The following is a 24272-nucleotide window of genomic DNA, read 5'->3' as shown; positions in this document are numbered from 1 at the left end:
AAAATTGGCATTTATTGTGCTAAATCAATCCTGTAGTGTAGTAATCTAACCCGAAGGAAGAGTAAACATGAGAAGTTTGTTAGTTTTTGTTTGTAGTATCTTAGCCGCGTCTGCAAATGCAGGTTTAATCAACTATACCGACGAAGCCTTTTTTTTGGCAGACGCCGGTACAGGTCTTACTTTAATCGATTTTGACAGCGCAACGGGTTCAACGACGTCTTATACCGAGTCAGGTGTAACGTTTGCTACTAACGGTACAGAAGCTGACGCTATCGTAATTGGCGACTACGCAAGTACAGGTTCATCTCAGATTTTTTCAAACTATTTTGTCAATAATCTGATTATTACTTTTGCCGGTGCTGGTATTAATGCTTTCGGTTCAGACATCTTTTCCCTTTTTAGCGGCAGCACCTTATCGTTTGAATTACTGTTGTCTGATACAACCACAGAAGTTGTGACAGTTGATTCTGCGGATGGCTATTTCGCCACCATTCTTGATGGCGGAAATTATATTACTCAGGTAACTGTTAATTCTCTTTCTGCACAGGCTGAAGGTCTGGATAACTTCTACTTCGGTACTGTTGCCGCGTCAACCCCGTCAACGTCAGTGACTGAGCCTGCAACACTAGGTGTACTTGCGTTGGGCTTAAGCGGTTTGGTAGGCCTGAGAAGACGCCAGCGTTAATCTAACGTTCACATTTTTTTAAAACGAAAAGTCTGCTTCCGGCAGACTTTTTTGTTTTATTACCCGATAAATTCATTGATCAGGTACAATGCGCCCGTTTAGTGATTGCAAGGTGCGGGTTATGGGATTTTCAGATTTAGGTTTAAACAGTCAGTTGCTGGCTGTGCTCGATAAATTGGGCTACCACACTTCCACACCTGTGCAACAGGCGGCTATCCCTCATGTGCTGGCGGGACGGGACGTGATGGCCGGTGCACAAACCGGTACGGGAAAAACGGCTGCTTTTGCGCTGCCGCTTATCCAGCGTTTACTGGAGCAGGATGCCGGTGAAAAAGCACTTCGTGTGCTGGTGCTCACGCCTACCCGTGAACTGGCCCACCAGGTTTATCAGAGCTTTGTGAAATACAGTGATGGCCTGGGGATCAATACCGTGGTCGCTTATGGCGGTGTCAGTATTAATCCGCAGATTGAAGCGTTGAGTGCCGGGTGCGATGTGCTGGTGGCAACGCCGGGACGCTTGCTGGAACTGGCTATTAAAGAGCTGATTGACTTGAGCACGCTGCAGACTTTTGTGCTTGATGAGGCCGACCGCATGCTGGATATGGGGTTTATTACCGATATTAAGCGGATATTAAAGCGCTTGCCTGAACAGCGTCAGACTCTGTTCTTTTCTGCCACATTCAATGATGAAGTGTATGCACTGAAAGACTCGCTGCTTACCGCGCCGGAACTGATTGAAGTTGCGCCGCGCAACGCCACGGCAGATAAAGTGGAGCAACGCTTTTTCGAAGTGGATAAAAAGCGTAAAGCCGGCCTGATAGCCTACATGATAGGTGCTAAAAACTGGCAGCAGGTGCTTATATTTACCCGTACAAAGCAGGCGGTGGACGAACTGGTCACTGAGCTGGAAAAAGATGGGATCAGTGCCGCCGGTGTACATGGTGATAAGTCTCAGGGCGCGAGAGAGCGGGGGCTTGATGCATTTAAAGCCGGACAGGTGCGGGCGCTGGTGGCCACTGATGTTGCGGCACGGGGGCTGGATATTCAGTCTTTGCAGTACGTCATTAACTATGAGTTACCTTATAACGCTGAAGACTATATTCACCGTATTGGCCGCACGGGACGTGCCGGTCAGGCTGGTATCGCGGTATCGCTGCTTTGTGGCAAAGAAAAGTATCTGCTTGAAGAAATTGAAAAGCTCACCGGCGACAGCGCGGTATTACAGTGGGAGCCGGGTTTTGAGCCTGATCCGTCGGGACAGGAAGACGCCACCGGCAGCCAGCGGCCGTTATCGAAAAAGGCCCTCAGAGCGAAAGCATTGGGTCAGGATAATAAAGGCAAGCGTAAGTCAGGCAAGCCCCGCCGCCGGCGATGAACCGGCGGGCTATTTCGACTCAATCAGCTTGACCCAGTGGGGCAGGCTGCCAATATTTTCGAGGATAATTTTAAAACTCATCAGAATGGGCACAGCAAGCAGTACACCCACAACGCCCCACAGCCAGCCTGCTACCGACAGCCACAGAATGATGATAAGCGGATTCAACCGCATACTTCGTCCCAGCACGGTAGGCGTGACAAGCTGAGACTCCACAACATTAATGCACATAAAAGCAAACGCCGGTAACAGTGCCGTCGCAACCAGTCCGAACTGCACCACACCGGCAACCAGCAATACGCTGCAACTTACCAGACCGCCAAGATAGGGGACGAAATTCAGCAGCGCCACCAGTGAACCCCATAAAATCGCATCTTCAACGCCGATGTAGGTGAGGGCTATAGCTGTGGCGACGCCGAGCAGACCGTTGATCATACTCACCGTTATTATGTAAGCAGACAGCTCGCGCTGTATATGATTAACCAGAACCAGTGCACGGCGCTTGTTTGTGACGACCGGAAAGTCGCGGATGAATACATTAAATAGCGCAGGGCCATACACCAGCAGGAAAAAGATAAGAATCATACAGCCGAAAATTTGTGCCAGCAGCAGGGGAGCTGTACTCATTATGGTGATAGCGACTTCCATCCCGCTTTGCTTCAGTTTGCCGGTAACGATGTTTTCCTGCGGTTGTTCCGGCTTAACTTCTTCATCATCACCGAACCAGTCAAAAAAGGATTTATCTTCTTTTTCGGCAGGCGGAGCGGGCTCCTGCATGGTGAGGCTGTCACTTAATTCTTCCATTTCTGTAACCACTTCACCGGCAATCTTAGGCAGCGAGTGCATCCACCGTCCGGCAGGTTCTGCCAGTTCTAACCCCAAAAAGGTGAAAGGCGCTACCAGCAATACCATGAGTACCGACGCAGACAGGGACGGCGGAACATAGAATTTTCTGCCAACGCGGACCAGCGGGCTAAGCAGCAGCGCAATAAATGCGGAAAAGAACAAAGGGATGAGCAGCGATTTGGCAAGATACAGGGTGTAGATCACCGCCAGCATCAGCAGGGTTTTTAGCAGCCGTGTTTGTCTTGCTTCACGTAAATAGGGAACAGAGCGACTGTCGCTGATTGTCCTTTTCTTTATTGTCTTGCTTTCCATTACCCGGTCCCTGCCTGTGCCCGCTTTGTTACAAAATTGTCATGCAATGATTACGCTAACTGAATCGTTCGGTTCACCTGACAATGAAATGATTCGACATGGTAAAACCTGCGGCATTAGACGAATTACCCGGGGCTGGCAGTGGCAAACTGCCGTTTCTTTGCTAATTTTAAAAAATATTTTTAACCGATATGTAATATCAATTCTGTGGCAGCCCAGAGCCTTATTTTTGCTGCGCCGGAGCTTTATTTTGCAGGTATTGCCGTGATGAATGACGTAAACGATCGTGAGAACGGATTCGAAACAGTTTTCAGAAATTCAAAAGATGGTCTGGCAATTTTTAAGAATGAAGTCTTTGTAGATTGCAATGATTCCATGCTGGCACTGGTAGGTGTTGAGCAAAGAGAAGATTTTATCGGTAAAACCCCTTTCGATTTTTCCCCTGAAACGCAATACGACGGCATGTCTTCGGTAAAGAAGGGGCTGGCACTGGTGGCCAAATGCCAGCAAGAGGGGAGTGTGCGCTTTGAATGGATTGTAAAGCGTGCCGGCGGCGATACCCTGTGGGTGGAAATCATCCTGACCAAAATGGTCATGAACGGCGAGGATGTGATTTATGCCAACTGGCGGGATATTTCTGAAAAGAAAGCCCTGGAGCTGGAACTGGCAGAGCAGAAAAATACTTTTGAAACGTTGTTTAATGATTCCAAAGATGGCCTGAGTCTGCTTGTTGATAACAAGTTTATTGATTGCAATAAAGCTCTGCTGGATATGTTCGGTTATACCTCAAAAGAAGAAATACTTGGCCTTACGCCAATGGATCTCTCACCGGAGTATCAAGGCGACGGCCGCCGTTCTGTGGATGTGGTGGCTGACAATGCCAGGCAGGTCGCCGGCTATGGTAATAAAACACTGGAATGGCAGCATCAGCGGGAGGACGGTTCACTTTTCTGGACTGAAATCATCGTCATTGAAATTAAATTGAATGGCGGGCCGGCTATTTATGCCATCACCCGCGATATTTCTGAAAAGAAAGCCCTTCAGGAAAAAATCATCAGCAGAAATGAAGCGCTGAATGCAACAAACCGCAGTTTGTCGGAAACCATTGAAAGCCTGAAACAGGCTCAAAGCAAGCTGGTGGAGTCAGAAAAAATGGCCAGCCTCGGGTCGCTGGTTGCCGGTGTGGCTCATGAGATTAATACGCCGGTGGGTATAGGTCTTACCGGCATTACCCAACTGATGGAAGAGTGCCGCGATATCCATGCCCGTTACGAACAGGGAAACCTGACAGAAAACGACTTTGAAGATTATCTCAACAGCGCCAGTGAACTGGCCGGCATGATAAAAAAGAATATCGACAGAACGGCCCAGCTGGTGCGCAGCTTTAAGCAGGTGGCTGTTGATCAAACCAGTGAAGAAGATCGCGAAGTCAATCTCAGTCTGTACCTGGATGAGATCCTGTTCAGCCTGGGGTCTGTGTTACGTAAGGCGAATGTGGTTGTGGCGACCGAATGCCGCGACGACATGAACGTGATTACTAACCCCGGCCTGCTTTCACAGGTCATCACCAATCTGATTGTAAACTCTGTCAATCACGGCTTTAAGGATCGTGAGTCAGGTAATATCTCCATTGCAATCAGTGAACAGGAAGATGATATGTACCTGCTGCAATACCGGGATAACGGCAAGGGGATCAGTAAGGAAAATCTGAGCCGGATTTTCGACCCGTTTTTCACCACTAACCGGGGGCACGGCGGCACAGGTCTGGGGCTGAATATTACTTACAATATTGTGACTAATGCCCTGGGCGGTTCAATTGCGTGTAACAGCACAGAGAATGAAGGCGTTGAATTTATCATCAGATTCAAAGTGAAGGCCCGCCTCAATTAGTACACAACCGCTTTAAAAAGCACAGGCTGTAAGTTGTGAAACTTTTCGTTGTTGTTTATTCTTTAAGACAATAAAAAACTTAGATAATAAGCGGTTATGGAAGAAGAATTACAGCAGGCGCAGGCCATATACGATACCCTCATTGAGTTCGCGGTAACATACAGTTTTCAGATCCTCGGCGCACTGGTTATTTTGTTCATCGGCTGGTGGATGGCGGCGAAGATAGGCGATATGGTCGAGAACCTGATGACCGGCCGCAATATCGATATTACGCTCAGCCGGTTCACCGGCGGGGCCTGTAAGATTCTCGTGCTGGCGCTGGTGATTATCATTGCCCTGGGCAATATCGGTATCAGCGTAACGCCTTTAATTGCTGCTGTCGGTGCCATTGGCCTTGGTGCAGGCCTGGCGATCCAGGGCATGCTGGCAAACTATGCTGCGGGCTTTACCATCATCATCACCCGGCCTTTTGTTCTCGGCGATACTATTCAGGTCAGAGGCGTGTCCGGTGTGGTCGATAAAGTCATGCTGCCTTACACCATTCTGATTGACGAAGATAACGTACATATTCAGATCCCTAACAAACTGATTGTAGGTGAAATTCTGCATAACTCAGCCGAACAGATGCTTATTGAACTGGAAGTCGGCGTTGCTTATTCCAGTGATGTGGATGCTGTTATTGATGTGCTGCAGCAGGCAGTGAAAACTGTGGAAGGGATCAGCGATGAGAAAGCGCCGGCAATCGGCGTAGACAACTTCGGTGACAGCAGCATAAATTTTGGTGTCCGTGTCTGGGCACTTACTACCCGTCACTTTGAAATCAAATATGCACTGAATAAAGCCATCTATGATGCGCTGAAACATGCTGAAGTTGAGATCCCGTTCCCGCAACGGGAAGTCAGAATGCTATAAAAAGCGCCTGTTTTTTCTTTATCAAAACGAACCGCGAGGTTCGTTTTTTTTCATACCAATTTTTTATTCTCCGGCGTCAATGCCCAAACCATTTATCAATTTGCAGTGAATAACACCTGTACTGCTTTATCTGCCTGAAATTATTGTGTGACATTTTCACACCCCGGGTATCTATTTCTTTCCCGTTCTTTGTTCGTCATCGAATTATCTTTTACAAATCCTGACGGGAAGGTTTCTATCTTTCTGATTAGCCTAGTGTTTTTTGTTATTTTTCCTTGGCGCCTCTATCCGGAACGATATTTGTAAGTTTTATGCCCGTAAAAGCACTGAAGTGAAACGGCATTAACAATATCCGGGAGAAACATGGAATTTCCGCAAATCGATAAAGCCTACGAGTTAATCAATGAAAAGCTGCAGGTGTGGTTGGAAGGGGGGATCAAGCTGCTCCCCAATATCGTAGTCGCTTTTTTTATAGCCTTTGCATTCGGTTTGCTGGCTAAGGTTGCCGGTAAGGTGCTTAATAATGTATTGCGAAGGGCGTTTGAGTCCCGCCAGATTGCCGATTTGCTCACATCCATCGCCAAGGCATTTATTGCCTGTGCCGGAATATTTATCGCACTGGACTTTGTCGGTCTGCAGGGCACTGTTACTTCCTTGCTCGCCGGTGCTGGTATTGTTGGACTGGCTATTGGCTTTGCTTTTCAGGATATTACTGAGAATTTTATCGCCGGTATCGCCATGGGGATCCGCAAGCCCTTTCAGATTGGAGATGTCATTCAGGCAGACGGCGTGTTCGGTAATGTGGAAGAAATTAATCTCAGAAATACGCTGGTCACCACGTTCTACGGGCAGCGGGTAATCATCCCGAACAAAATTCTTTTCAGAAATATTCTCACCAATTACTCCGTAATGGGACACCGCCGGATTGAAGTGCCGGTAGGCATCTCCTATGCAGACGATCCGCAAAAGGCCCGCGAAGTGATTGTGGATGCGATCAACGAAAAAGACTACGTTATCAATAAAGATGAAACCAACGTTTATGCAGAGTCATTCGGTGACAGCAGCGTGAACTTACTGGTGTGGTTCTGGATCCGCTATCCGGGTGAACCTAATTATATGGAGGTCAGACACGATGCGATTGTCACCGTGCAGCGTGCCCTGAATGAGGCTGACATTCTGATCCCGTTCCCTATTCGTACACTGGACTTCGGTGCCAAAGGTGGTGAGAAGCTCGATACGATGATGCGCTCCTCAGGCTTTTCTGAGAAAGGTCAGGGGCAGGAGAGTGGCGAAAGCCAGCCAACCAATGAGAGTGCTGCCAGGGCTGATACCAGCGACGCGGCCGCAGAAGATTAAACCGGAGAGAAACATGAAATCACTACATTTATCGAAAGCAATTCGGGCCAGATATTTTGCCATTCTGACGGGCTTTCTGGGAAGCTTACTGACAGGCTGTGCCACCGTAGAAGGATTGGGGCAGGATATTCAGTCAGCGGGAGAAGAACTGGAAGAAGCCTCTGAAGATGCACAAAACTAATTCACCTGCTTGAAGGTAATTAGTTCTAACAGCTCCAGCGGGCAAGGCGGGCTGGCCAGTCGCCGCCGTCTTCCCGCAGGCAGCTTTCTTCACTGTCGAGGCGAACGTGCCTGCGAATATCCTTCACTTTAATACCGGCTTTTAAAAGTTGGGACTGAATAAGCTGTCTGAGCTTCTTGTCATAGTCCTGTTCTGTAACAAGCTCTATTTCTGCGTCTAAACTGAACACGCAGGTCACCATCAGGCTGCCCGGAAAATTGTCATATTTTGCGGTGTGAGTCAGCCATTCAAATCCGGTATCCCATTCTTTTATAGTTTCACACGCCATTGTCAGCGCTTTCACCACATTGTTGTCGAGCTTCCTGATGGTTTTTTTCATGTTATTTCTCCGAATTTTCAAATTGCTTGTTGTTGTAAGTTCTTTGCCAGAATGCATTCCAGCGATAATTAATATACAGAGAAGCGACAATGATTCCCCCTCCGGCAGTCAGGCGGATAAGATCGGCATCCCGGTTCCAGATAAGCACATTAATGATTAAACCTGCCGGGATCAGAGCATTGTTCATGATGCCTAACGTACCGCCGTCTACTTTTACAGCTCCCAGGTTCCAGAAATAAAAGCCAAGTCCTGATGCAACCAGTCCCAGCCAGCCAAGGACACCCCACTGAACCGGTGTTGAAGGGAGTTTGCCTGCATCCCCGAACAGTAAATACGCAGGCAATACCACCACCAGGGCACCGGCGAAGAACAAAGCAAAGCTGCGCCAGGGCGGGGAAGCAGGCTTAAAATGACGGATTAACTGAGCGTATCCCACCTGACCTGTGGCAAAGGTCAGGTTCGCCAGTTGCAGAATTAAAAAGCCGGTAATGTAGTCATTGCTGATTTCGTCATAACGGATGACCGCCGCTCCGGCTACCGCAATACCTGTACATATTAGGCCGGGCAAGGAAAATCTCCGTTCGATAATATCGTTAAATAAAGATACATACAGTGGCGTGAAGATTGTGAATAGCAGCACTTCAGGTACGGTCAGGTATTCGAAGGAACGGTAAAGGCATACGTAGGTAATACCAAACTGGAATGCGCCTGTAACGATAAGACCGGCGATGAATTTACGTGGTAAACCGGTTAAGCGCAAAAATGGCAAAAACAGTACCCCCGCCAGCACGATGCGGGTGAGTACGGCAAAGTAGCTGTCTACATGACCGGAAAGATACACCCCGATAAGACTGAATGATAACGCCCAAAGGACAGTTACTGCACTAAGGTAAAACACGATACAAATTCCTGACTGAAATACGATAAATAAAAACGGAGGGTAGTGTAACTGAACAACCGGGGAAGCAAAGGTTGTAATTTAATAGACGATCGGTCTATTATGTTTGTGATGACAAATACAACTATCAAACCCCGTCGCGGACGACCACCGAAAGCGGCAGGCAGTTCAAGAGATACCAGAGCGGAACTTATCCGCAGCGGGCTCGCGCATTTAACGGAAAACGGCTTTGCTGCTTCCGGCATCGATACGATCTTAAAAAAGGCAGGCGTGCCCAAAGGCTCGTTTTACTTCTACTTCGCTAGTAAAGAGGCCTTCGGTCATGCTGTACTAAACAGCTACGCGGAGTATTTTGCCGGTAAGCTGAAAAATGCCCTCACTAATGCAAATTTGCCTGCTCTGGCGCGCATCGCTGCCTTTGTTGATTCTGCCAAAGAGGGGATGGCAAAACATGATTTCAGACGGGGTTGTCTGGTGGGCAATCTTGGGCAGGAAGTCGACGGACTACCGGAAAGCTTCCGCAGCCGGCTGATTGAGATCTTTCACAGCTGGCAGGAGCAACTGGCGGTTTGTCTTGAAGAAGCTAAAGCATCAGGTGACATTCCGGCGACAACTAACTGTGCCGCCACCGCCGAATATTTCTGGACTGGTTGGGAAGGGGCGGTTAGCCGGGCGAAACTGGAGCGTTCTGCACGCCCGTTAGATAACTATCTGACGTGTTTTGTGGATGGTTTGCGGTAAGAAAAAATTTTTACGTGTTAATAGACGATCGGTCTATATTAATTCGAGTCAACCGGAGGAGCTATGTTTAAAGGTATTCTGATCGAAAAAGACGACCAGTACAAAGCGTCATTACAAACCATCGACGAGAGTACATTACCGGAAGGTGATGTGTCGGTGGCGGTTTCACACAGCACACTGAACTATAAAGATGCGCTGGCGATTACCGGCAAAGCACCGGTAGTCAGGCATTTCCCCATGATCCCCGGTATTGATCTGGCTGGCGTGGTGGAAAGCAGCAGTTCCGGAAGGTTTAAACCGGGTGACAAGGTATTGCTCAATGGTTTCGGCGTGGGAGAGACCCACTGTGGAGGTCTGGCACAAAAAGCTGTTTTGAAAAGTGACTGGTTAATTCCTTTGCCGGAAGCCTTTTCCCCCGCACAGGCGATGGCAATTGGCACCGCCGGATACACGGCGATGCTATGTGTACTGGCGCTGGAAAAACACGGTGTCACACCGGATAAAGGAGAAATACTGGTGACCGGCGCCAATGGCGGAGTAGGCAGTTTTGCCATCGCATTACTGGCAAAGCTGGGCTACACCGTTGTGGCTTCTACGGGCCGCGTCAATGAGGCTGATTATCTTAAAAAACTCGGTGCCAATGACATTATCGACCGTCAGTCGTTGTCTGAACCTGGCAAACCGTTAGGAAAAGAGCGCTGGGCCGGAGCGGTTGATTCAGTGGGCAGCCATACACTTGCCAATGTGTGTGCGGGAATAAAGTATGGCGGTGTGGCAGCAGCCTGTGGTCTGGCTCAGGGCATGGATTTTCCCGCGACAGTTGCACCATTCATTCTGCGTGGTGTTACCCTTGCCGGCATCGACAGTGTGATGCGTCCCCTTGAAGACAGGATTGAAGCCTGGGACCGGCTGGCTGCTTTAATCAACCATGATATGCTGTCAGAAATTTCAGTAGAAATTGGACTTTCTGACGTGGTCAGCACTGCCGGAGAATTATTGAAAGGCAACGTGCGGGGCAGAGTCGTTGTGGATGTAAACCGCTAACTTGCCATCGGATTTATATTGCTAAGACTGGCGGGTAGCATGCCCGCCTCTATGAAATGCCTGCACCGGCTCAGTGATTTTTCAGCCACGCCACCACATCAGGAAAATGATCTTCTCTGGCAGCGGGATGGGTCAGCATGTTGATATGGTCGTAATCCATGGCGTTACCGTTTTGTTTCGCCAGAACGGTGAAGAGCACATTGGTGTCACCGGTTTCGGCAATGAAACGCTGAATATCAACCGGATGGCCGAGTGCATAATCATTGATGGCAGCAATGTGCCAGGTAGGAGGCCAGTTCGTTTTTGTGGCGGCAGCCGCGTAATCAAAACCGTCTTTTAAGTCAGTCCAGGGCGTGTGTTTTACCCAGTGAACGCTTTGCGTCAATGAGCCGAAAGTTTCGTCATCCGAGCCTATTTTATACTGCCTGCCGGGCAAATAGCCTTTGCGCTTTGCGATAAAGGGAGAAAACCGCTTCCATACCAGCTCAACCTTAAACAACCGCTCAAAGTTCTTAGCGCTCACTGTACGCTTTGTGCCAAAGCACACCTGGCTGCGTACCTTTTCTGTAATTTCAGGATAGCGGGCCAGAACAGATGCAGTAAGCACACCGCCCCAGGAATGACAAATCACATGTACTTTTTTACCGGTACGTTGTGCGATGAAGTTAATCATCATAGGGATGTCGCGGGTTATCAGGTCGTTTTGATCATGGTTTGGATCTTCAGCAATGGGAGGCGTACTTTTGCCGCGGCCACGCATGTCAGCAACGTACACATCAAACCCCTGTTCAGCCAGAAAACAACCCAGTCCTTTTCCCGATTCGGTATAGAAGATTTTCCCATTTTCAATGGCTCCGTGGATCATCAGTACCGGCTCGCCGTCCTGCGTGGCATGGATGTGACGCAGATGCAATTGATGATGACCGTCGGGAATAAAAAGGGATGCCTGAGAAAGAGGGGGTTGGCTTGCTGTCATAGCTCGTAACGTTAATGATTTGTTACTGAAGCATGCCACTACTTTTGGACAAGGTCAACTGGACAAACCAGTTGAGGCTGTCATCTTTCAATCTTTGAGAGCACAAAAAAGGCCGGCATATTCGCCGGCCTCAGCAAAAGATGAAAGTTGCATTACTGTGTGCGGGTGCACACCACGTGTCTGACGGCGCTGCGGGGAGAATTCGCCATACTGTAACTGTCGTTGATGACCGCCAGCGTCGACATAGATAAGTCGGCTTCTACTGATTTTGACCAGAAATAACGATCGTAAGTTGCAGAAGTCAAATCAAGTGGCGGTGTTGCAGAACCGGTGAAGGCTGCATTCAACTCTTCCGCGGAAGGTACGCGCCAGTCGGTGTTGCCGTTGTCTTCACGTGCTTCGCAAAATGCCACCGCTTCAAATAATGACATACGGGGATAGTCGCTCAGTGTCATCCACTCAAGTGCTGCGGCGCTGTCATAAGGCTCATTAATGGCAATGGCTTCAATTTCAGCTTGCTGTACCTGATCAGCGTTACCGGCAAACCTCAACGTGGCAAATGCAGGGTTGGTAGACGTGCGCGCCACGACTACCTGACAGCTTGCATTCGTAGCCAGTGATGAGCCTGCGCAGGTAGAAGACTGCACCGTAAAGTGAGACGGGTTTAACCCTGCCAGACTTTCAGTAATGCCGGAAATTGCAGATGCCGAAGTATTTGTAAGCGTCACTGTGGTTGTTTCTGCTGTGCTATCGCCTGCAAGGACAGACAGTGCCGGCCGGGGCAACATCACTGGGGGGGTAATGTCCAGATCGACAGTTAACGTTTTACCACTGCCCTGTGTTCCGGCTATGCGCACAGACATGCCACGGAATGTATCTAAATAATCCCCGTTGATACCAATTTCATCGTCATCGTCAGGCATCAAATATAAGGCATCTAACGGACTACTCACCGCGGAGGTTGTGCGGGTTTGCGGGATAGATACTAATAATTGCCAGTTATCTTCAACACCTTTAGCAGTGAAAAGGCTGGCATCCAGTCCGGTGTTAGTTTTCAGCTCGAAATTCACGTACACCGCATCACCATTGGCATCAAGTGCATAGGGGATGCGGACTAACTGAACACCACCATCAGGGGAAGATGACTGAGACAATGTCACATTGGCCGGCGTTGTGACAATAGCCTGACGGCTGTCATCAATCCATCCTGCCAGGTTACGCATGGTCGCAGTATATGTTGCATCATGATCAGACAATTCTCCCATTGGGAAGGGACTGGCTTCGCCGTCAGTTTCACAATCTTCAGTACTGCGGTAAGCAAAAGTCTCAACCGGCAGATTTTCGCACTGGCTGGCTGTTGTATGGCGCATGCCGAAGGTGTGACCGAGTTGATGAACAAAGGTTGCCTTTGAAGCACATGCACTGGCCGTGTGAGCCACATAGTGATCCCAGCTTTCAATTTCTGCACTGTGATTTAAAGACGCATAGCATACGTAAGGCTGGTTCGGATTGTCATTGATAACTGTGATAAGACGGTCATAGCTGGTGTAGTCTTCCACATTGGCAGCAATGTAACTGTAAATCTCCTGACGTTGTGCGTCACCAATTAATACCTCAGCGTCTGTGTAAGTGAAGCCCGAGGTACTGCCGTTTGATGCCGTGTTGGTACTGGTTAATGTGTAGTAGGGCAGGATATGAGGCTCAAGCCAGGTACTACCTTCAGAAGCGTCCACCACATACTGGTTTACGGAAGCATCACTACTTATAAACATCGTGGTCAGGTCGTCAACAGAGAGATTATCTATCGCATCTCTGCCGGCAAAGGCTACCGGCAGTACCAGTGTTTTCTGAGCGCCGGTGTTATTGCGGGTCGTCGTATCTGACTGCGCAGTAAAACTGGCTGAAATCTCACAACTTTCTGAGGCGGTGAAAGCGTAAATATTACCTTTCAGTTCACCGTCACACCCTGACACCGTTTCAACCATATTGGTGACATCCGGAACGAGTGTAAATTGTACTGTATCGCCTTGCTCTGCAGTTAAGCTGGCAGGATATATCATGCCGCCGGTCATGGTTGCACTGGTAATACTGACGGTGGTATCAACAGCGGCAAACTCACCATTTACGGTGCAGCCGGCAGTAATCGCGCCTGTCGTATATGTATTACCTTCCAGTGTTCCATCGCAACCTTCAACGCCGGTTAACGTGTAACCACTGTCAGCTGTGAATGTAATCGCCAGAGTATTTCCTTCAGTCACCGCGCGGCTGGTTACCGACGCACTGCCACCTGCAGAGGTTGTAACCTCAACAGTATAAGAAGCGGGAGCGGGTGTGGAAGGGGGATTATCTGAACTGTCTGAGCCTCCGCCGCCACAGGCAGCCAGAGATAAACTTAACGCAACTAAAGAGAGTGACCTTGTCATGCATCATCCTTAAAAAACGGGCCGGTTTGGTTGATGTGATTACGCCGGCGACGTTTTTTAAGTTCAGACACAGTTACAACATATTTTTTAATCCAGACGACAAAATTTTAGATTTTGATCAGAACTGTTCGTTGTAACCTTTGATGCTGGCATACACCCGGTCTGAGCCGTCTTTCATCAACACTAAAACATCGTAAGGCATAAAGCGGTCGCCCATTTCCATACCCGGCGTACCAACGGGCATGGCAGGAACCGAGAGCCCGATGGCATTCTCTACCGGCTGTTCCAGAAACTGTTCGATAAATTTGGCAGGTACATGACCTTCAAACACGTATCCGTCAATAATGCCGGTGTGACACGACTGGTATTCAGGCTGGATGCCTGCATTCATTTTCAGTGTATATAAATCTGAATGGTCCACAGGATTGACAGCAAAACCCGCTTTTTCTATGTGAGAAATCCACTTTTTACAACAGCCGCAAGTCGGGCTTTTATACACATCCATTTTTGCCGCTTCCGGATCAACAGTTTCTGCCGTCGCGGGTAAAGTTGCCGGCAAAATCAGCAAGAGTGCTGCGAGTGCTATTTTTATGTTCATAGGAGGCTTCCGGTTGTTCAGTTTTGGCTATCTAAACCTATTTATTCCCTGTACGTCAATACACACGCAGGGTTCAACTGATCACACGCAAGCTTTTCCCATAGCTTAAATATCGAGTTTTGCTATGAGGTGATCCCCCCCGGATTTCACGAATAATTTGCCCCGCGGCTGACTACCGGAGCAATTTCAGTGAGTTATGAAACTATTAATAAATATTAATCCGATAATTGACTTTATTTAGCAGCATAAATGAACCAAGTTGTGCACACTCCGTTAAAACAGTGTTAATTATTTTTTCACCGGCGGAGAGAAACATGAAATTTTATAAGTTAGCAGTAATCGGAGCGGCAGTTGCATTAAGTGCATGCTCCAGTGATGACGATGATGATGAGGTTATTGTTGTCGAACCGGAAGAGCCCACCTTCTCAGCATCTGCCACCTACGATGTTGAACTCAATGGTATGCAGCAAGTCCCTATGAATATGTCGACGCAAATGGCGATGGCCACCGTCGAAGTTGATGAAGAGCTTATGCTTCTGCGGGCGACGGTGGACGTAAGCGGTGTTGAAGGTGTGTCAGCTGTTCACATTCATGACGGCGATATAGGTCGTAACGGTGATGTGGCATTCGGGCTGGAGATGACATCAGACGGTACATACACGCTGGCCGAAACCAGTATCACAAGTGACTTGATTGCTGATTTGGAAGACGGTGACTGGTACATCAATGTGCACACTGAAAGTTTCGGGGATGGCGAGGTTCGCGGTCAGATTATTTCCGATGACATGGCTATCGTGACGTTTATGCTGGACGGTACTCAGGAGGTGCCTGCGGTATCGACCATGGCTGACGGTTACGGCTACGCGCTGGTATCGACAGCGACCTACGACCTTGATTTAGTGATTTACACAGAAGATTTGGACAATGCCAGTGCTGCACATATTCATACAGGCCGTGCAGGCATGAATGGTGATGTTCTGGTTGCACTGGAACAGTCCATGGACGACATGACGATGTGGATGACGCCCGACGGTACAATGATTGACGAAGACACCCTGGCGGTGCTTGTCTCCGGCGGCCACTATGTCAATGTTCATTCTCCGGATTTTCCCGGCGGTGAAATTCGCGGACAAATCCTGACAGATAATTTCGCCCTCGCTACATTTATGCTCTCCGGCGCACAGGAAGTACCAGCGGTAACTACCGAAGCTTATGGTAGTGGCTATGCGCTGGTGAACACTGATGACTATGCACTGGAACTGACGGTAGTCACAGAAGGCGTTGATGACGCAACCATGGCACATATCCACACCGGAAGAGTCGGCATGAATGGCGACGTGCTTGTTGCACTTGAGCAATCAGCCGATGACGCAGGAACCTGGATGGCGCCGGAAGGGACGATGATTGATGCTGATATCTTTGGCGTACTGGCATCGGGTGGTCACTATGTAAATGTGCATACACCTGCTAACGGCGGAGGTGAACTGCGTGGTCAGATCCTCACAAACGAGTATGCGATTGCGACCTTTATGCTGGACGGTGAGCAGGAGGTGCCTGCTGTTGATACCATGGCAATGGGTCACGGTTATGCGCTGGTAAACACGTCTACTTATGCTCTTGAGCTGGTTATCGACACTGAAGGGGTTGATGATGCGACAGGTGCTCATATTCATACCGGCCGAATCGGCATGAACGGAGATGTACTGGTGGCCCTTGAGCAATCGGCTGACGATATGGGTATGTGGATGACACCGGAAAATACCATGATCGATGCTGACATCCTTGAAGTACTGGTCTCGGGTGGTCACTACGTCAATGTGCATACGCCTGCAAACATGGGCGGTGAAATCCGTGGTCAGATCATAACGTCTGATTACATGGTGGTTACCTTCCCTCTGAGCGGCGATCAGCAGGTGCCCGCTGTTACCACAACGGCAACGGGTAGTGGTTATGCGCTGGTAAATTCAATGACTTATGCACTGGAGGTAGTCGTTAACACGGAAGGTGTTGATGACGCCACCGCAGCACATATTCATACAGGCGCAGCCGGTGAAAACGGTGATGTTCTGGTAGGTCTGGAGCAGTCTGCGGATGACATGGGCATGTGGATGACCCCTGCAGATACGATGATTGATATGGATATCTATGATGTCCTGATTTCAGGCGGTCATTACGTAAATATCCACACACCGGCCAACCCCGACGGTGAATTACGCGGACAAATTGAATAACCGTTCCGGAATATAAAACGTTAAAACAGGCCAGCCTTTAAAGCTGGCCTTTCTTTTTTTATGGGAAACTTCAGGTACTAAGTACAGTTTCTGCACTGACTGAAATTTGCCAGGATCCCTGTTGTATCTATTGTAATGACTCCATTTGAAGGCTACTCCGGTAGCCTTTCTTTTTCCGGAATTTCAGCAATGAACAGACTTTTAGATGTGACGTACTACACCGGCGCAGGCCTTTTCTTCGCTCAGGCGGTTTGGGAAAGGTTTGTTTATGACAGTCGCGACTTGTTTATAGAACATTTTCAGACGGGGTTGCTATTTTTGATTCTGGCGAGTCTCAGCAAGCTCATCGCAAAGGCAAAGTAAGAGGTTTCATACTTGCTGAATGACTGTGTTTTCAGTATGTTCTTACACGTGATATGTCGTCACAGAATGGACAAAAAATATAAAAATGAGTGCATATGGAAAATGAAATCGATTACTCAGGCTATACCTTGTTTGAGCTTAAAGAAGCACGTTCAACCGTTGATGAGCAAGCCTGGCCTGACAGAGCCCGGATGCTCGATAAACTGATTGCTGCCAAAGAATCTGCCAGCATGTCTTCTCCGGAGCCGGCTGCCGGTGCACAACAGCCAGGGGGGGCTCAGGATGATGCCGGGCAGGCTGTTCAACCGCTACGCACTGTGCCTGTAAAATTTCATGGTACAACAGGCGAGTTTTTCTCAATCTGGATCGTAAATCTGGCCCTTACCATCGCAACACTGGGTATTTATTCTGCCTGGGCAAAGGTAAGAACTAACCGTTATTTTTACGGCAATACCGACATAGACGGTCACCGTTTTGCTTACCTGGCTGAACCCCTGCAAATCCTCAAGGGACGCGCCATCGCCGTGGTACTTTTTGGCGGCTATTTCCTTGCCAGTTACTTCAACCCGCTTGCCGGCGTCATCGTGGCCATTTGTCTGGGCTTGCTTACACCTGTACTGGTGATTCTCAGTTACCGTTTCAAAATGCGTATGACGTCTTACCGCAATGTCCGCTTTAACTTTAAAGGTCGTTTCGGCCGGGCGTTTGTCGTGTTTGTACTTTGGCCGGTAGCCAGTTTATTTACCCTTTATCTCATATTGCCACTGGCTCTGAAAAAGATAGATCAGTTCTTGCTGGAATCATCCGGTTACGGCGATAAGTCATTTAAAACCCGTTTAAATACCGGCGAATATTTCGGTACAGGGATCGCCGCCGGCGCCATCGCTTTTGGTATTTTCTTTATTGGCGGGATCTTTATGGCAGTGGGAATATTCTCCTCTTCATCAGGTGATGAGTTTTCTTCATCGGGTTCTCTGGTATTCACTTTCGGCACATTTGCAATGTATTTTCTGGCCTATGTGATTGCGTCAGGCTTTTATTCCGCACGTATCCGGAATCACCTTTTTGCGGTTACAGAGCTGGACGGCATTGCGAGATTCTCATCTGACGTGGGGGTGGGTGAGCTTATCAGCCTGCGCGGCACGAACATTCTGGCCATCATTTTCACACTGGGCTTTGCCTTCCCGTGGACCAAAGTCCGCACCGCTAATTTCTATGCAGAGCGTACGCAGGTAGCGATACTGTCTGACGTCGATAAGGTCATGGAAGGCTACACCAGTGATGTTGGTGCGGCAGGTGAAGAAGCTGCCGGATTATTCGATGTGGATATTGCTCTGGGGTAAGTTGTGGCAAAAGGACAGTTGTATCCCCGTGCCGGCGCTGCGGCATACCAGGTTGACTGTGATGTGAACAGTGAAGCACTGATTATCGGCAGCTTTGAAGGCAATAGTGAGCAAACGTATCTGCGTAGTGAGGTGACCTGCAAACCTAAATTGGGTCGCCTTCCCCGTGAAATCACCTTGCCCGGTAACGTATTACTGGTGTGCGACAGTTCAGAGTCTCTGGATGCCTGGCTGGATGGAAAGGGCGGAGATGCCATCAATAAACTGGAATCAAAACGACACTGGGTAATTGCCAGTGTCGTGATGGTACCGGTTTTATTGTATCTGGTCTTTGCTTTCATCATGCCCTGGATAGCGGTGCGATTTGCTGATGTGATCCCGCAGGAAGCAAAGTTTGTTGCCTCGCAACACACCTTGAGTGCCATGGATGCCACCATCCTGGAGCCAAGCGGCTTGCCGGTTACGCAACAATCATCGTTGCAGGCTCATTTTCATAAAGTGATCAACGATATCCGTGTTAATCATGACTACTTTGATATTCAGTTCCGTAAATCCTCTTTTACCGGGCCAAACGCATTTGCCTTACCCGATGGCACCATTGTTTATACTGATGACATGATTACCCTTGCCGGGGAGGATTTAGCAATACTCGATGCCATTTTGCTCCACGAGGTGGGTCACGTTGAGCAGAATCACTCAATGCAGATGATTGCCGAATCTTTATTTACTACATTGGCGGTATCTTACTTTTTCGGTGATCTCACCGGTGCCATTGAAGCTTTCTTCGGTGTCGGTTCCACTGTGTTGCATAATAAGTTCTCGCAGGCTCACGAACGTGCAGCCGATGATTTTGCGTTACATCAGCTTTCCGTCACCGGCCGCAATCCGGAAGATTTCGCCAGAGCGATGGAAAAACTGAGTGAATCATTGCCTGAGGCCAGTGAAACCGTAGAGAACTGGTTGTCTACACATCCGGTTATGCAGGAGCGGATTGAAAAGGCGAGGGCGTTTAATCAATAACCGCGCAGACTTTTAGCCGGAGCAGAATGAGAGAGTACTCATTCTGACCTCCGCTATTTGAAGTGTCTCAGTTCGTCTGTTTCATCAATTTCAAATCGATGGCCAGCTCAACCTCATAAGCAACGCTGGCATTTGTAGCCCAACTGCCGCTGCCGATTTCAAAATCCCGTCTGTCGATGGTCGCAGAGCCTATGAACCTGGCCTCACCGTTGCTTTCCTGCCAGCTGAACGTCACAGAAATTGGTTTTGTCATTCCCTTTAATGTGAGTTCGCCGTCAGCAATAAATTTACCATTTTCTTTTCTGATATCGCGACTCAGATAGTGCGCCTCAGGGTGGGCTTCAGTTGCGAACCATTGACTTCCTTTAATGGTGCCATCCCAGTCTTTGTTGTTAGTCGTAATGCTTTGGGTATTGATTGTGACATCAATGATCCCGCTTTCAGGATCTGTAGGGTCGAAATAGATTGCCGGCGTAAACTGACGGATTGCGCCAGTAAAAGGTTGGCCTGCGTAGCTGTTGGTAAATTTAAAATTATCAGGCGTTGCGACCATTTCCCATCGCGGGCTGTCAGTCTGATTTACTTCCTGTTGTGCTGCAGCGGCTGTTGGAAGCTGCGTTGTGACCGGTATATCTGATGAGTCCGGGGATATTTCTTCCGCCTTATAGAAGGTAAAGCTTATTAATAAAACAAGTACGAAAGACAGCGCACTTGCACTGACAAGCGACTTACCTGGCAACATTCGCGGTAACAGGCTGATGCCATCCATGAACTTATGAAGAACCAGCATGGCAATATGACCTGCTACCATCAGTGCGATAATGTAAAACAAGTACTCATGCAGAGATGAAAAGAAGTCACGGCTTCCGTTATCCAGTCCCGGAATATGAGGAACGGAAATTAAATTAAACCAGGCAAACGGATAGCCCGCAGTGGAATTTAACAGCCAGCCACTTAACGGAACCGCCAGCATGAGCAGGTACAACCCCCAGTGACCGGCTGACGCCAGCTTTTCCTTCAGGGGAGGAAGCCCGATAGGGGCGGGAGGATGCGCCAAGCGCCAGAACAAGCGCACAACTGCCAGTACAAGTACTGTAAAACCTGCGGACTTATGCAGCACAAACAGTTCAATTTTATCCGGAGAGTTTGGCATTCCCTCAGCAACCAGGCCAAGAGCGATTGCCCAGAATATTAATATTGCAATTGCCCAGTGCAGCATGCGGGCAACCAGATTATAAGGTTTTGAAATGGTATTCATGGTTGATAAATCCGGTTTGAAATCGCAATTAGATTACAGACGTTCCGGCAAACCTGCGACTGCAGGGCATCTCTATTTTGAGAACAATTTAACCTGATTTATCGAATTCAGTGGTAGCTTCGCAGTTCTAAAGCCTCAGCGTCATAAAATGACTGTTCGGATCGGGCTGATAAGATGCAAAAGGTCCGCAGTCTTTAAAACCATTACGATAGTAGAGTTTTCTTGCGGGATCGAAGAAAGGCTGGGTGCCCGTTTCCAGGCTGAGGGTGGTAAATCCCTTTTCGCGACAAAAGGAGATGGCGTGAAGGAGCAAGGCATATCCGGCGCCGGTTCTCCGTGCCGCTCTGGTAGTGCGCATGGATTTGAGTTCTGCTACAGCATCGCTGTGCTGCTTTACTGCCACACAGCCCAGCAATTTGCCGTCTTTTCTGGCAGAGAAAAAATGGATATCCGGTGCTTTCAGAGCGTTCAAATCCAGAGCATGCACGCTTTCTGCCGGTGATGTTGCGAACATATCTGCCAGGTGCTCTTCCAGCAGTGCAATAATGTCGGTTCCTTGCAGATCGTCGTACTGAATGTGCATGCTGATGTCCGTTTTTACATTACAGATAAATGAGAATACAAAATCCAGCTGCCGATGCCAATCAGCACAATCCCGCCCACGGCTTCAGCTTTTTCGCCCACGATATGGCTCAGTTTATGTCCCAGCAGTGCCCCGATGGTTACCATCAGGCAGGTGGCCAGGCCTATCATCAACGCAGCGAGTGCAATATTGACATCCAGAAAGGCGAAACTTACACCGACAGTCATGGCATCGATACTGGTGCCGAATGCGGTAAGCGTAAAAGCCATAAAGGATTGCTTCTGAGCCGGTACTGCTTCGCCGGGACTATCTTCTTCTTCATCACCATTAAACGACGCGTAAATCATGTGTGCGCCTAACAGCACCAGTAAGCCGAATGCTATCCAGTGATCGTACTGCTCAATGTATTCTGCGCCGGCGGAACCAATTAACCAGCCGATGACAGGTGTGATCCCTTCGATAACGCCAAAAAGCAGGCCCAGCTTTAACGCATTGATGAAGCGCGGTGATTGCAACTGACTGCCTTTACTGAGAGAGGCAGCAAAAGCATCGGTAGACATTGCAAAAGCGATGAGTAAAAGATTAAAAAACGGCACGGTTTAACTGCGGTGGTTTGAATTGGCGGGCATATTATCGTACGGGAGCGGTGAAATAATCCTGTAAAGCGACCGGCAACAGGCTTTACAGGATTAGTTTGTCATCAGAAGTCGTAGCTGAGCTGTACAACTATCTCCCTTGGCTCGCCGGGGAAGTGGCCATTACGTTCGCTGAATCCGCTGACTGCGTAGACTTTATCAAACAGGTTCCGTACGTTTATGCTTAGCAGCAGGTCATCCCACGACGTCGTCCAGCTGGCATCAAACACGGTGTAGGGTTTCACTTTTTGACCGTCCAGGCTTCGTTGTTCACTGACGTAATCAACCCCGAATGCCACGGAAGAATCAATACTGTCGATAGCATAGCGTGTCCAGAGTCCTGCCTGATGGCGGGGTGTATTGGCCAGGCGGGTGCCGTCATAAGTGTTGGCTGTTTCGCCCGATGCAATCCGCGTATCGTTGTAGGCATAGTTGGCAGTCACGCTGATGGCATTAGTAAGATCACCCACCAGAGTGAACTCTGCGCCTTCGCTTTCCACCAGTCCGAAATTAATCAGCGCCGGCTCTGTGGCATCATTTTCACCTTCGATGTAGTCCGGATTGGCAATCACAAGGTTTTCTTTGTCGATTTGATAAACAGCAACGGTTGTCATAATGCGGTTATCCAGCCAGCTTTGCTTGAGGCCCAGTTCTACTTGTTCGCCGGTTTCCGGAGAAAGTTGAACAGGGCCGGCTTCCGCGAAGTCGTTGGGATCCACAGGATTGAAACTCTGCGAGTAGTTCAGGTAAACGGTAGTGTTGTCAGAAGGCGTGTAGATAAGGCCGGCGCGGGGCGATATATCACTGTCAGAATATTCCGCCAGCGTTTCTTTATTTTCTTCATCGAAGTGATCAAGTCTGGCACCTACGAGCAGGGCCAATGAAGGCGAGAACTGGATCTTGTCCTGAATGTAGGCACTCATTCGCTGACGCTTATTGCCGTCACGGTTCATGTCTGTGAGATCATATGTTGAAGGGTCGGTAATGCCGTAATTCAGGGTAAAGATATTCAGGTTGGCTACGCCGTCCGCTTCATAGCGGGCACGGAAGTAGTCGTATTCCGTTTCCATATTGTGGAAGTCACCACCAAATAAGAACTGGTGTGCAGTTTCACCGGTGTCGAAATCATACACGAAGTCCAGTGTCAGACTGATTTCATCATTTGCTCTGTACTGTTTGCGGTATTCGCGGCGGATAATTTGATCATCAATATTGGCTTCACCGTCGCCGTTGGCATCCACCCAGCTTCTGGATTCATGATAGGCCTGCTCACGCTCGTTATCCAGATAACGCAGTGTACCGTTAAACGACAGGTTGTCTGTGAAGTTGTGGGTCAGGTTTGCCTGTAAAACCAGCGCTTCGAGATCCTGATAATCGCCTTTCTCGTTTGCGTTGTAGCTGCGATCTACAATGAAATTCCCGTCGTCATCCACGGGTACACCACGAAGGCGGTTACCACCCAGGTTCTGCACGATGTAATCGAAGGTTGTGGTCAGGGTTGTATCCTGTCCTGACAGGAAAGTCATGCCGCCGGCCAGCTCAATATTTTCTGAATCAGCGTTATTTCTGAAGCTGTCCTGGCTTTCATAGAATCCGCCTAAACGGTATGCCGCGGTGTCAGAAACCGCACCGGTAAAGTCAGCTGATGCACCTGCCAGTGAGAAATTACCGCCTGTCAGGGTGATATTTTTCTTTTCTTCAAAAGACGGTTTCCGGCTGACGTAGTTAATCATACCGCCCGGCTCGCCGCCGCCATACAGGGAAGCCGCCGGCCCTTTCAGCACTTCCACACGTTCAACGTTGAAAAGCTGAGGCACACTGAAGCCGGAGAAAGGATCGCCGCGGACGCCATCATAAAACACATTACCGTCGTCCCTGAAGCCACGGAATGTCACGCCGGAGTAACTGAATTCACTGACACCGGCAATAGAGCGGTACATATCCGTGATGTCGCGTGCGGCCTGATCCTGAATGAGCTGGCGGGTTAACACCTGTACCGACAACGGGATTTCCATAATATCTGCGTCGGTCTTTGTTCCAAGGCGGGTATGGCTGTCCAGATAGAATTGCTGAGCACGACCTTTTACTTCGATTTGTTCTACATCTTGCTGGTCCTGAGCACAGACAGACATTGTCGTCAGCGCAGCTGCGACAGCCAGGGAGAGGGGTTGATATTGCATGAAAAGAAAAGCCTGAAAGTTAAGATAAGTTAAGAACTGATAA

General features: G+C 48.9%; 22 protein-coding genes. 12 read left to right on the top strand and 10 right to left on the bottom strand.

Annotated features, from left to right (window positions below):
* The first annotated feature begins 67 nt into the window (after positions 1-67).
* Positions 68-685, top strand: a complete 618-nt coding sequence (locus DS731_RS15145) for a PEP-CTERM sorting domain-containing protein (protein WP_119502122.1) — start codon at positions 68-70, stop codon at positions 683-685.
* Positions 686-806: 121 nt separating this feature from the next.
* Positions 807-2060, top strand: a complete 1254-nt coding sequence (locus tag DS731_RS15140; protein ID WP_119502121.1) for a DEAD/DEAH box helicase — start codon at positions 807-809, stop codon at positions 2058-2060.
* Between the two features lie 9 nt (positions 2061-2069).
* Here DS731_RS15140 and DS731_RS15135 read toward each other — a convergent pair whose 3' ends face one another.
* The gene (locus tag DS731_RS15135) at positions 2070-3218 is read right to left on the bottom strand and encodes an AI-2E family transporter (RefSeq protein ID WP_119502120.1); all 1149 of its coding nucleotides are present in this window, start codon (positions 3216-3218) and stop codon (positions 2070-2072) included.
* Positions 3219-3485: 267 nt separating this feature from the next.
* Here DS731_RS15135 and DS731_RS15130 point away from each other — a divergent pair, with 267 nt between their 5' ends.
* The 4 genes from DS731_RS15130 (at position 3486) to DS731_RS15115 (ending at position 7557) form a co-directional block, all read left to right on the top strand.
* Complete coding sequence (locus DS731_RS15130) at positions 3486-5108, top strand: PAS domain-containing sensor histidine kinase (protein ID WP_232373566.1); 1623 nt, start codon at positions 3486-3488, stop codon at positions 5106-5108.
* Positions 5109-5204: 96 nt separating this feature from the next.
* Positions 5205-6020, top strand: coding sequence for a mechanosensitive ion channel family protein (locus tag DS731_RS15125; protein ID WP_119502118.1), 816 nt, complete (start codon positions 5205-5207; stop codon positions 6018-6020).
* 363 nt (positions 6021-6383) lie between these two features.
* Entirely contained in the window at positions 6384-7376 is a 993-nt protein-coding gene (locus tag DS731_RS15120; protein WP_119502117.1) for a mechanosensitive ion channel family protein, read from the top strand.
* Between the two features lie 13 nt (positions 7377-7389).
* Entirely contained in the window at positions 7390-7557 is a 168-nt protein-coding gene (locus DS731_RS15115) for an entericidin A/B family lipoprotein (protein WP_119502116.1), read from the top strand.
* A gap of 25 nt (positions 7558-7582) precedes the next feature.
* Here the strand turns inward: DS731_RS15115 and DS731_RS15110 are convergent, their stop codons facing one another.
* The gene (locus DS731_RS15110) at positions 7583-7936 is read right to left on the bottom strand and encodes a Fis family transcriptional regulator (RefSeq protein WP_119502115.1); all 354 of its coding nucleotides are present in this window, start codon (positions 7934-7936) and stop codon (positions 7583-7585) included.
* A 1-nt stretch (position 7937) separates the two neighbouring features.
* The gene (locus DS731_RS15105) at positions 7938-8834 is read right to left on the bottom strand and encodes a DMT family transporter (RefSeq protein ID WP_119502114.1); all 897 of its coding nucleotides are present in this window, start codon (positions 8832-8834) and stop codon (positions 7938-7940) included.
* A gap of 111 nt (positions 8835-8945) precedes the next feature.
* Between DS731_RS15105 and acuR the strand changes: the two genes are divergently transcribed.
* Entirely contained in the window at positions 8946-9575 is a 630-nt protein-coding gene (gene acuR / locus DS731_RS15100; RefSeq protein WP_119503443.1) for an acrylate utilization transcriptional regulator AcuR, read from the top strand.
* Between the two features lie 63 nt (positions 9576-9638).
* Positions 9639-10619 carry an acrylyl-CoA reductase (NADPH) gene (acuI, locus tag DS731_RS15095; RefSeq protein ID WP_119502113.1) on the top strand — a complete coding sequence of 327 codons (981 nt, stop codon included), beginning with the start codon at positions 9639-9641 and terminating at the stop codon, positions 10617-10619.
* Between the two features lie 70 nt (positions 10620-10689).
* Here the strand turns inward: acuI and DS731_RS15090 are convergent, their stop codons facing one another.
* From DS731_RS15090 to DS731_RS15080, 3 genes are all read right to left on the bottom strand, one after another.
* Positions 10690-11595 (bottom strand): alpha/beta fold hydrolase, encoded by a 906-nt coding sequence (locus tag DS731_RS15090; RefSeq protein WP_119502112.1) that lies wholly within the window; start codon positions 11593-11595, stop codon positions 10690-10692.
* Between the two features lie 152 nt (positions 11596-11747).
* Positions 11748-14018 (bottom strand): DUF1566 domain-containing protein, encoded by a 2271-nt coding sequence (locus DS731_RS15085; RefSeq protein WP_119502111.1) that lies wholly within the window; start codon positions 14016-14018, stop codon positions 11748-11750.
* Between the two features lie 118 nt (positions 14019-14136).
* Positions 14137-14616 (bottom strand): DUF411 domain-containing protein, encoded by a 480-nt coding sequence (locus DS731_RS15080; RefSeq protein WP_119502110.1) that lies wholly within the window; start codon positions 14614-14616, stop codon positions 14137-14139.
* 314 nt (positions 14617-14930) lie between these two features.
* Between DS731_RS15080 and DS731_RS15075 the strand changes: the two genes are divergently transcribed.
* From DS731_RS15075 to DS731_RS15065, 4 genes are all read left to right on the top strand, one after another.
* Positions 14931-16847: a CHRD domain-containing protein gene (locus DS731_RS15075; protein ID WP_119502109.1), complete on the top strand. Its 1917-nt coding sequence runs from the start codon at positions 14931-14933 to the stop codon at positions 16845-16847.
* A 189-nt stretch (positions 16848-17036) separates the two neighbouring features.
* Entirely contained in the window at positions 17037-17210 is a 174-nt protein-coding gene (locus tag DS731_RS21975; RefSeq protein ID WP_161599164.1) for a hypothetical protein, read from the top strand.
* A 95-nt stretch (positions 17211-17305) separates the two neighbouring features.
* Positions 17306-18553, top strand: coding sequence for a YjgN family protein (locus DS731_RS15070; RefSeq protein WP_119502108.1), 1248 nt, complete (start codon positions 17306-17308; stop codon positions 18551-18553).
* Positions 18554-18556: 3 nt separating this feature from the next.
* Positions 18557-19573, top strand: a complete 1017-nt coding sequence (locus DS731_RS15065; protein ID WP_119502107.1) for a M48 family metallopeptidase — start codon at positions 18557-18559, stop codon at positions 19571-19573.
* A gap of 67 nt (positions 19574-19640) precedes the next feature.
* Here DS731_RS15065 and DS731_RS15060 read toward each other — a convergent pair whose 3' ends face one another.
* The 4 genes from DS731_RS15060 to DS731_RS15045 form a co-directional block, all read right to left on the bottom strand.
* A complete protein-coding gene (locus DS731_RS15060; RefSeq protein WP_119502106.1) occupies positions 19641-20831 on the bottom strand; it encodes a cytochrome b/b6 domain-containing protein in 1191 nt (396 codons plus the stop codon).
* Between the two features lie 127 nt (positions 20832-20958).
* Complete coding sequence (locus DS731_RS15055) at positions 20959-21414, bottom strand: GNAT family N-acetyltransferase (RefSeq protein ID WP_119502105.1); 456 nt, start codon at positions 21412-21414, stop codon at positions 20959-20961.
* Positions 21415-21428: 14 nt separating this feature from the next.
* Complete coding sequence (locus DS731_RS15050) at positions 21429-22010, bottom strand: manganese efflux pump MntP (RefSeq protein ID WP_119502104.1); 582 nt, start codon at positions 22008-22010, stop codon at positions 21429-21431.
* A 104-nt stretch (positions 22011-22114) separates the two neighbouring features.
* The gene (locus tag DS731_RS15045; RefSeq protein WP_119502103.1) at positions 22115-24229 is read right to left on the bottom strand and encodes a TonB-dependent siderophore receptor; all 2115 of its coding nucleotides are present in this window, start codon (positions 24227-24229) and stop codon (positions 22115-22117) included.
* Positions 24230-24272: the final 43 nt, after the last annotated feature.

This window comes from Alteromonas sp. RKMC-009 (assembly GCF_003584565.2).
In the GTDB taxonomy this organism is placed as follows: domain Bacteria; phylum Pseudomonadota; class Gammaproteobacteria; order Enterobacterales; family Alteromonadaceae; genus Alteromonas.
This window is presented reverse-complemented; position numbering and strand designations above follow the sequence as displayed.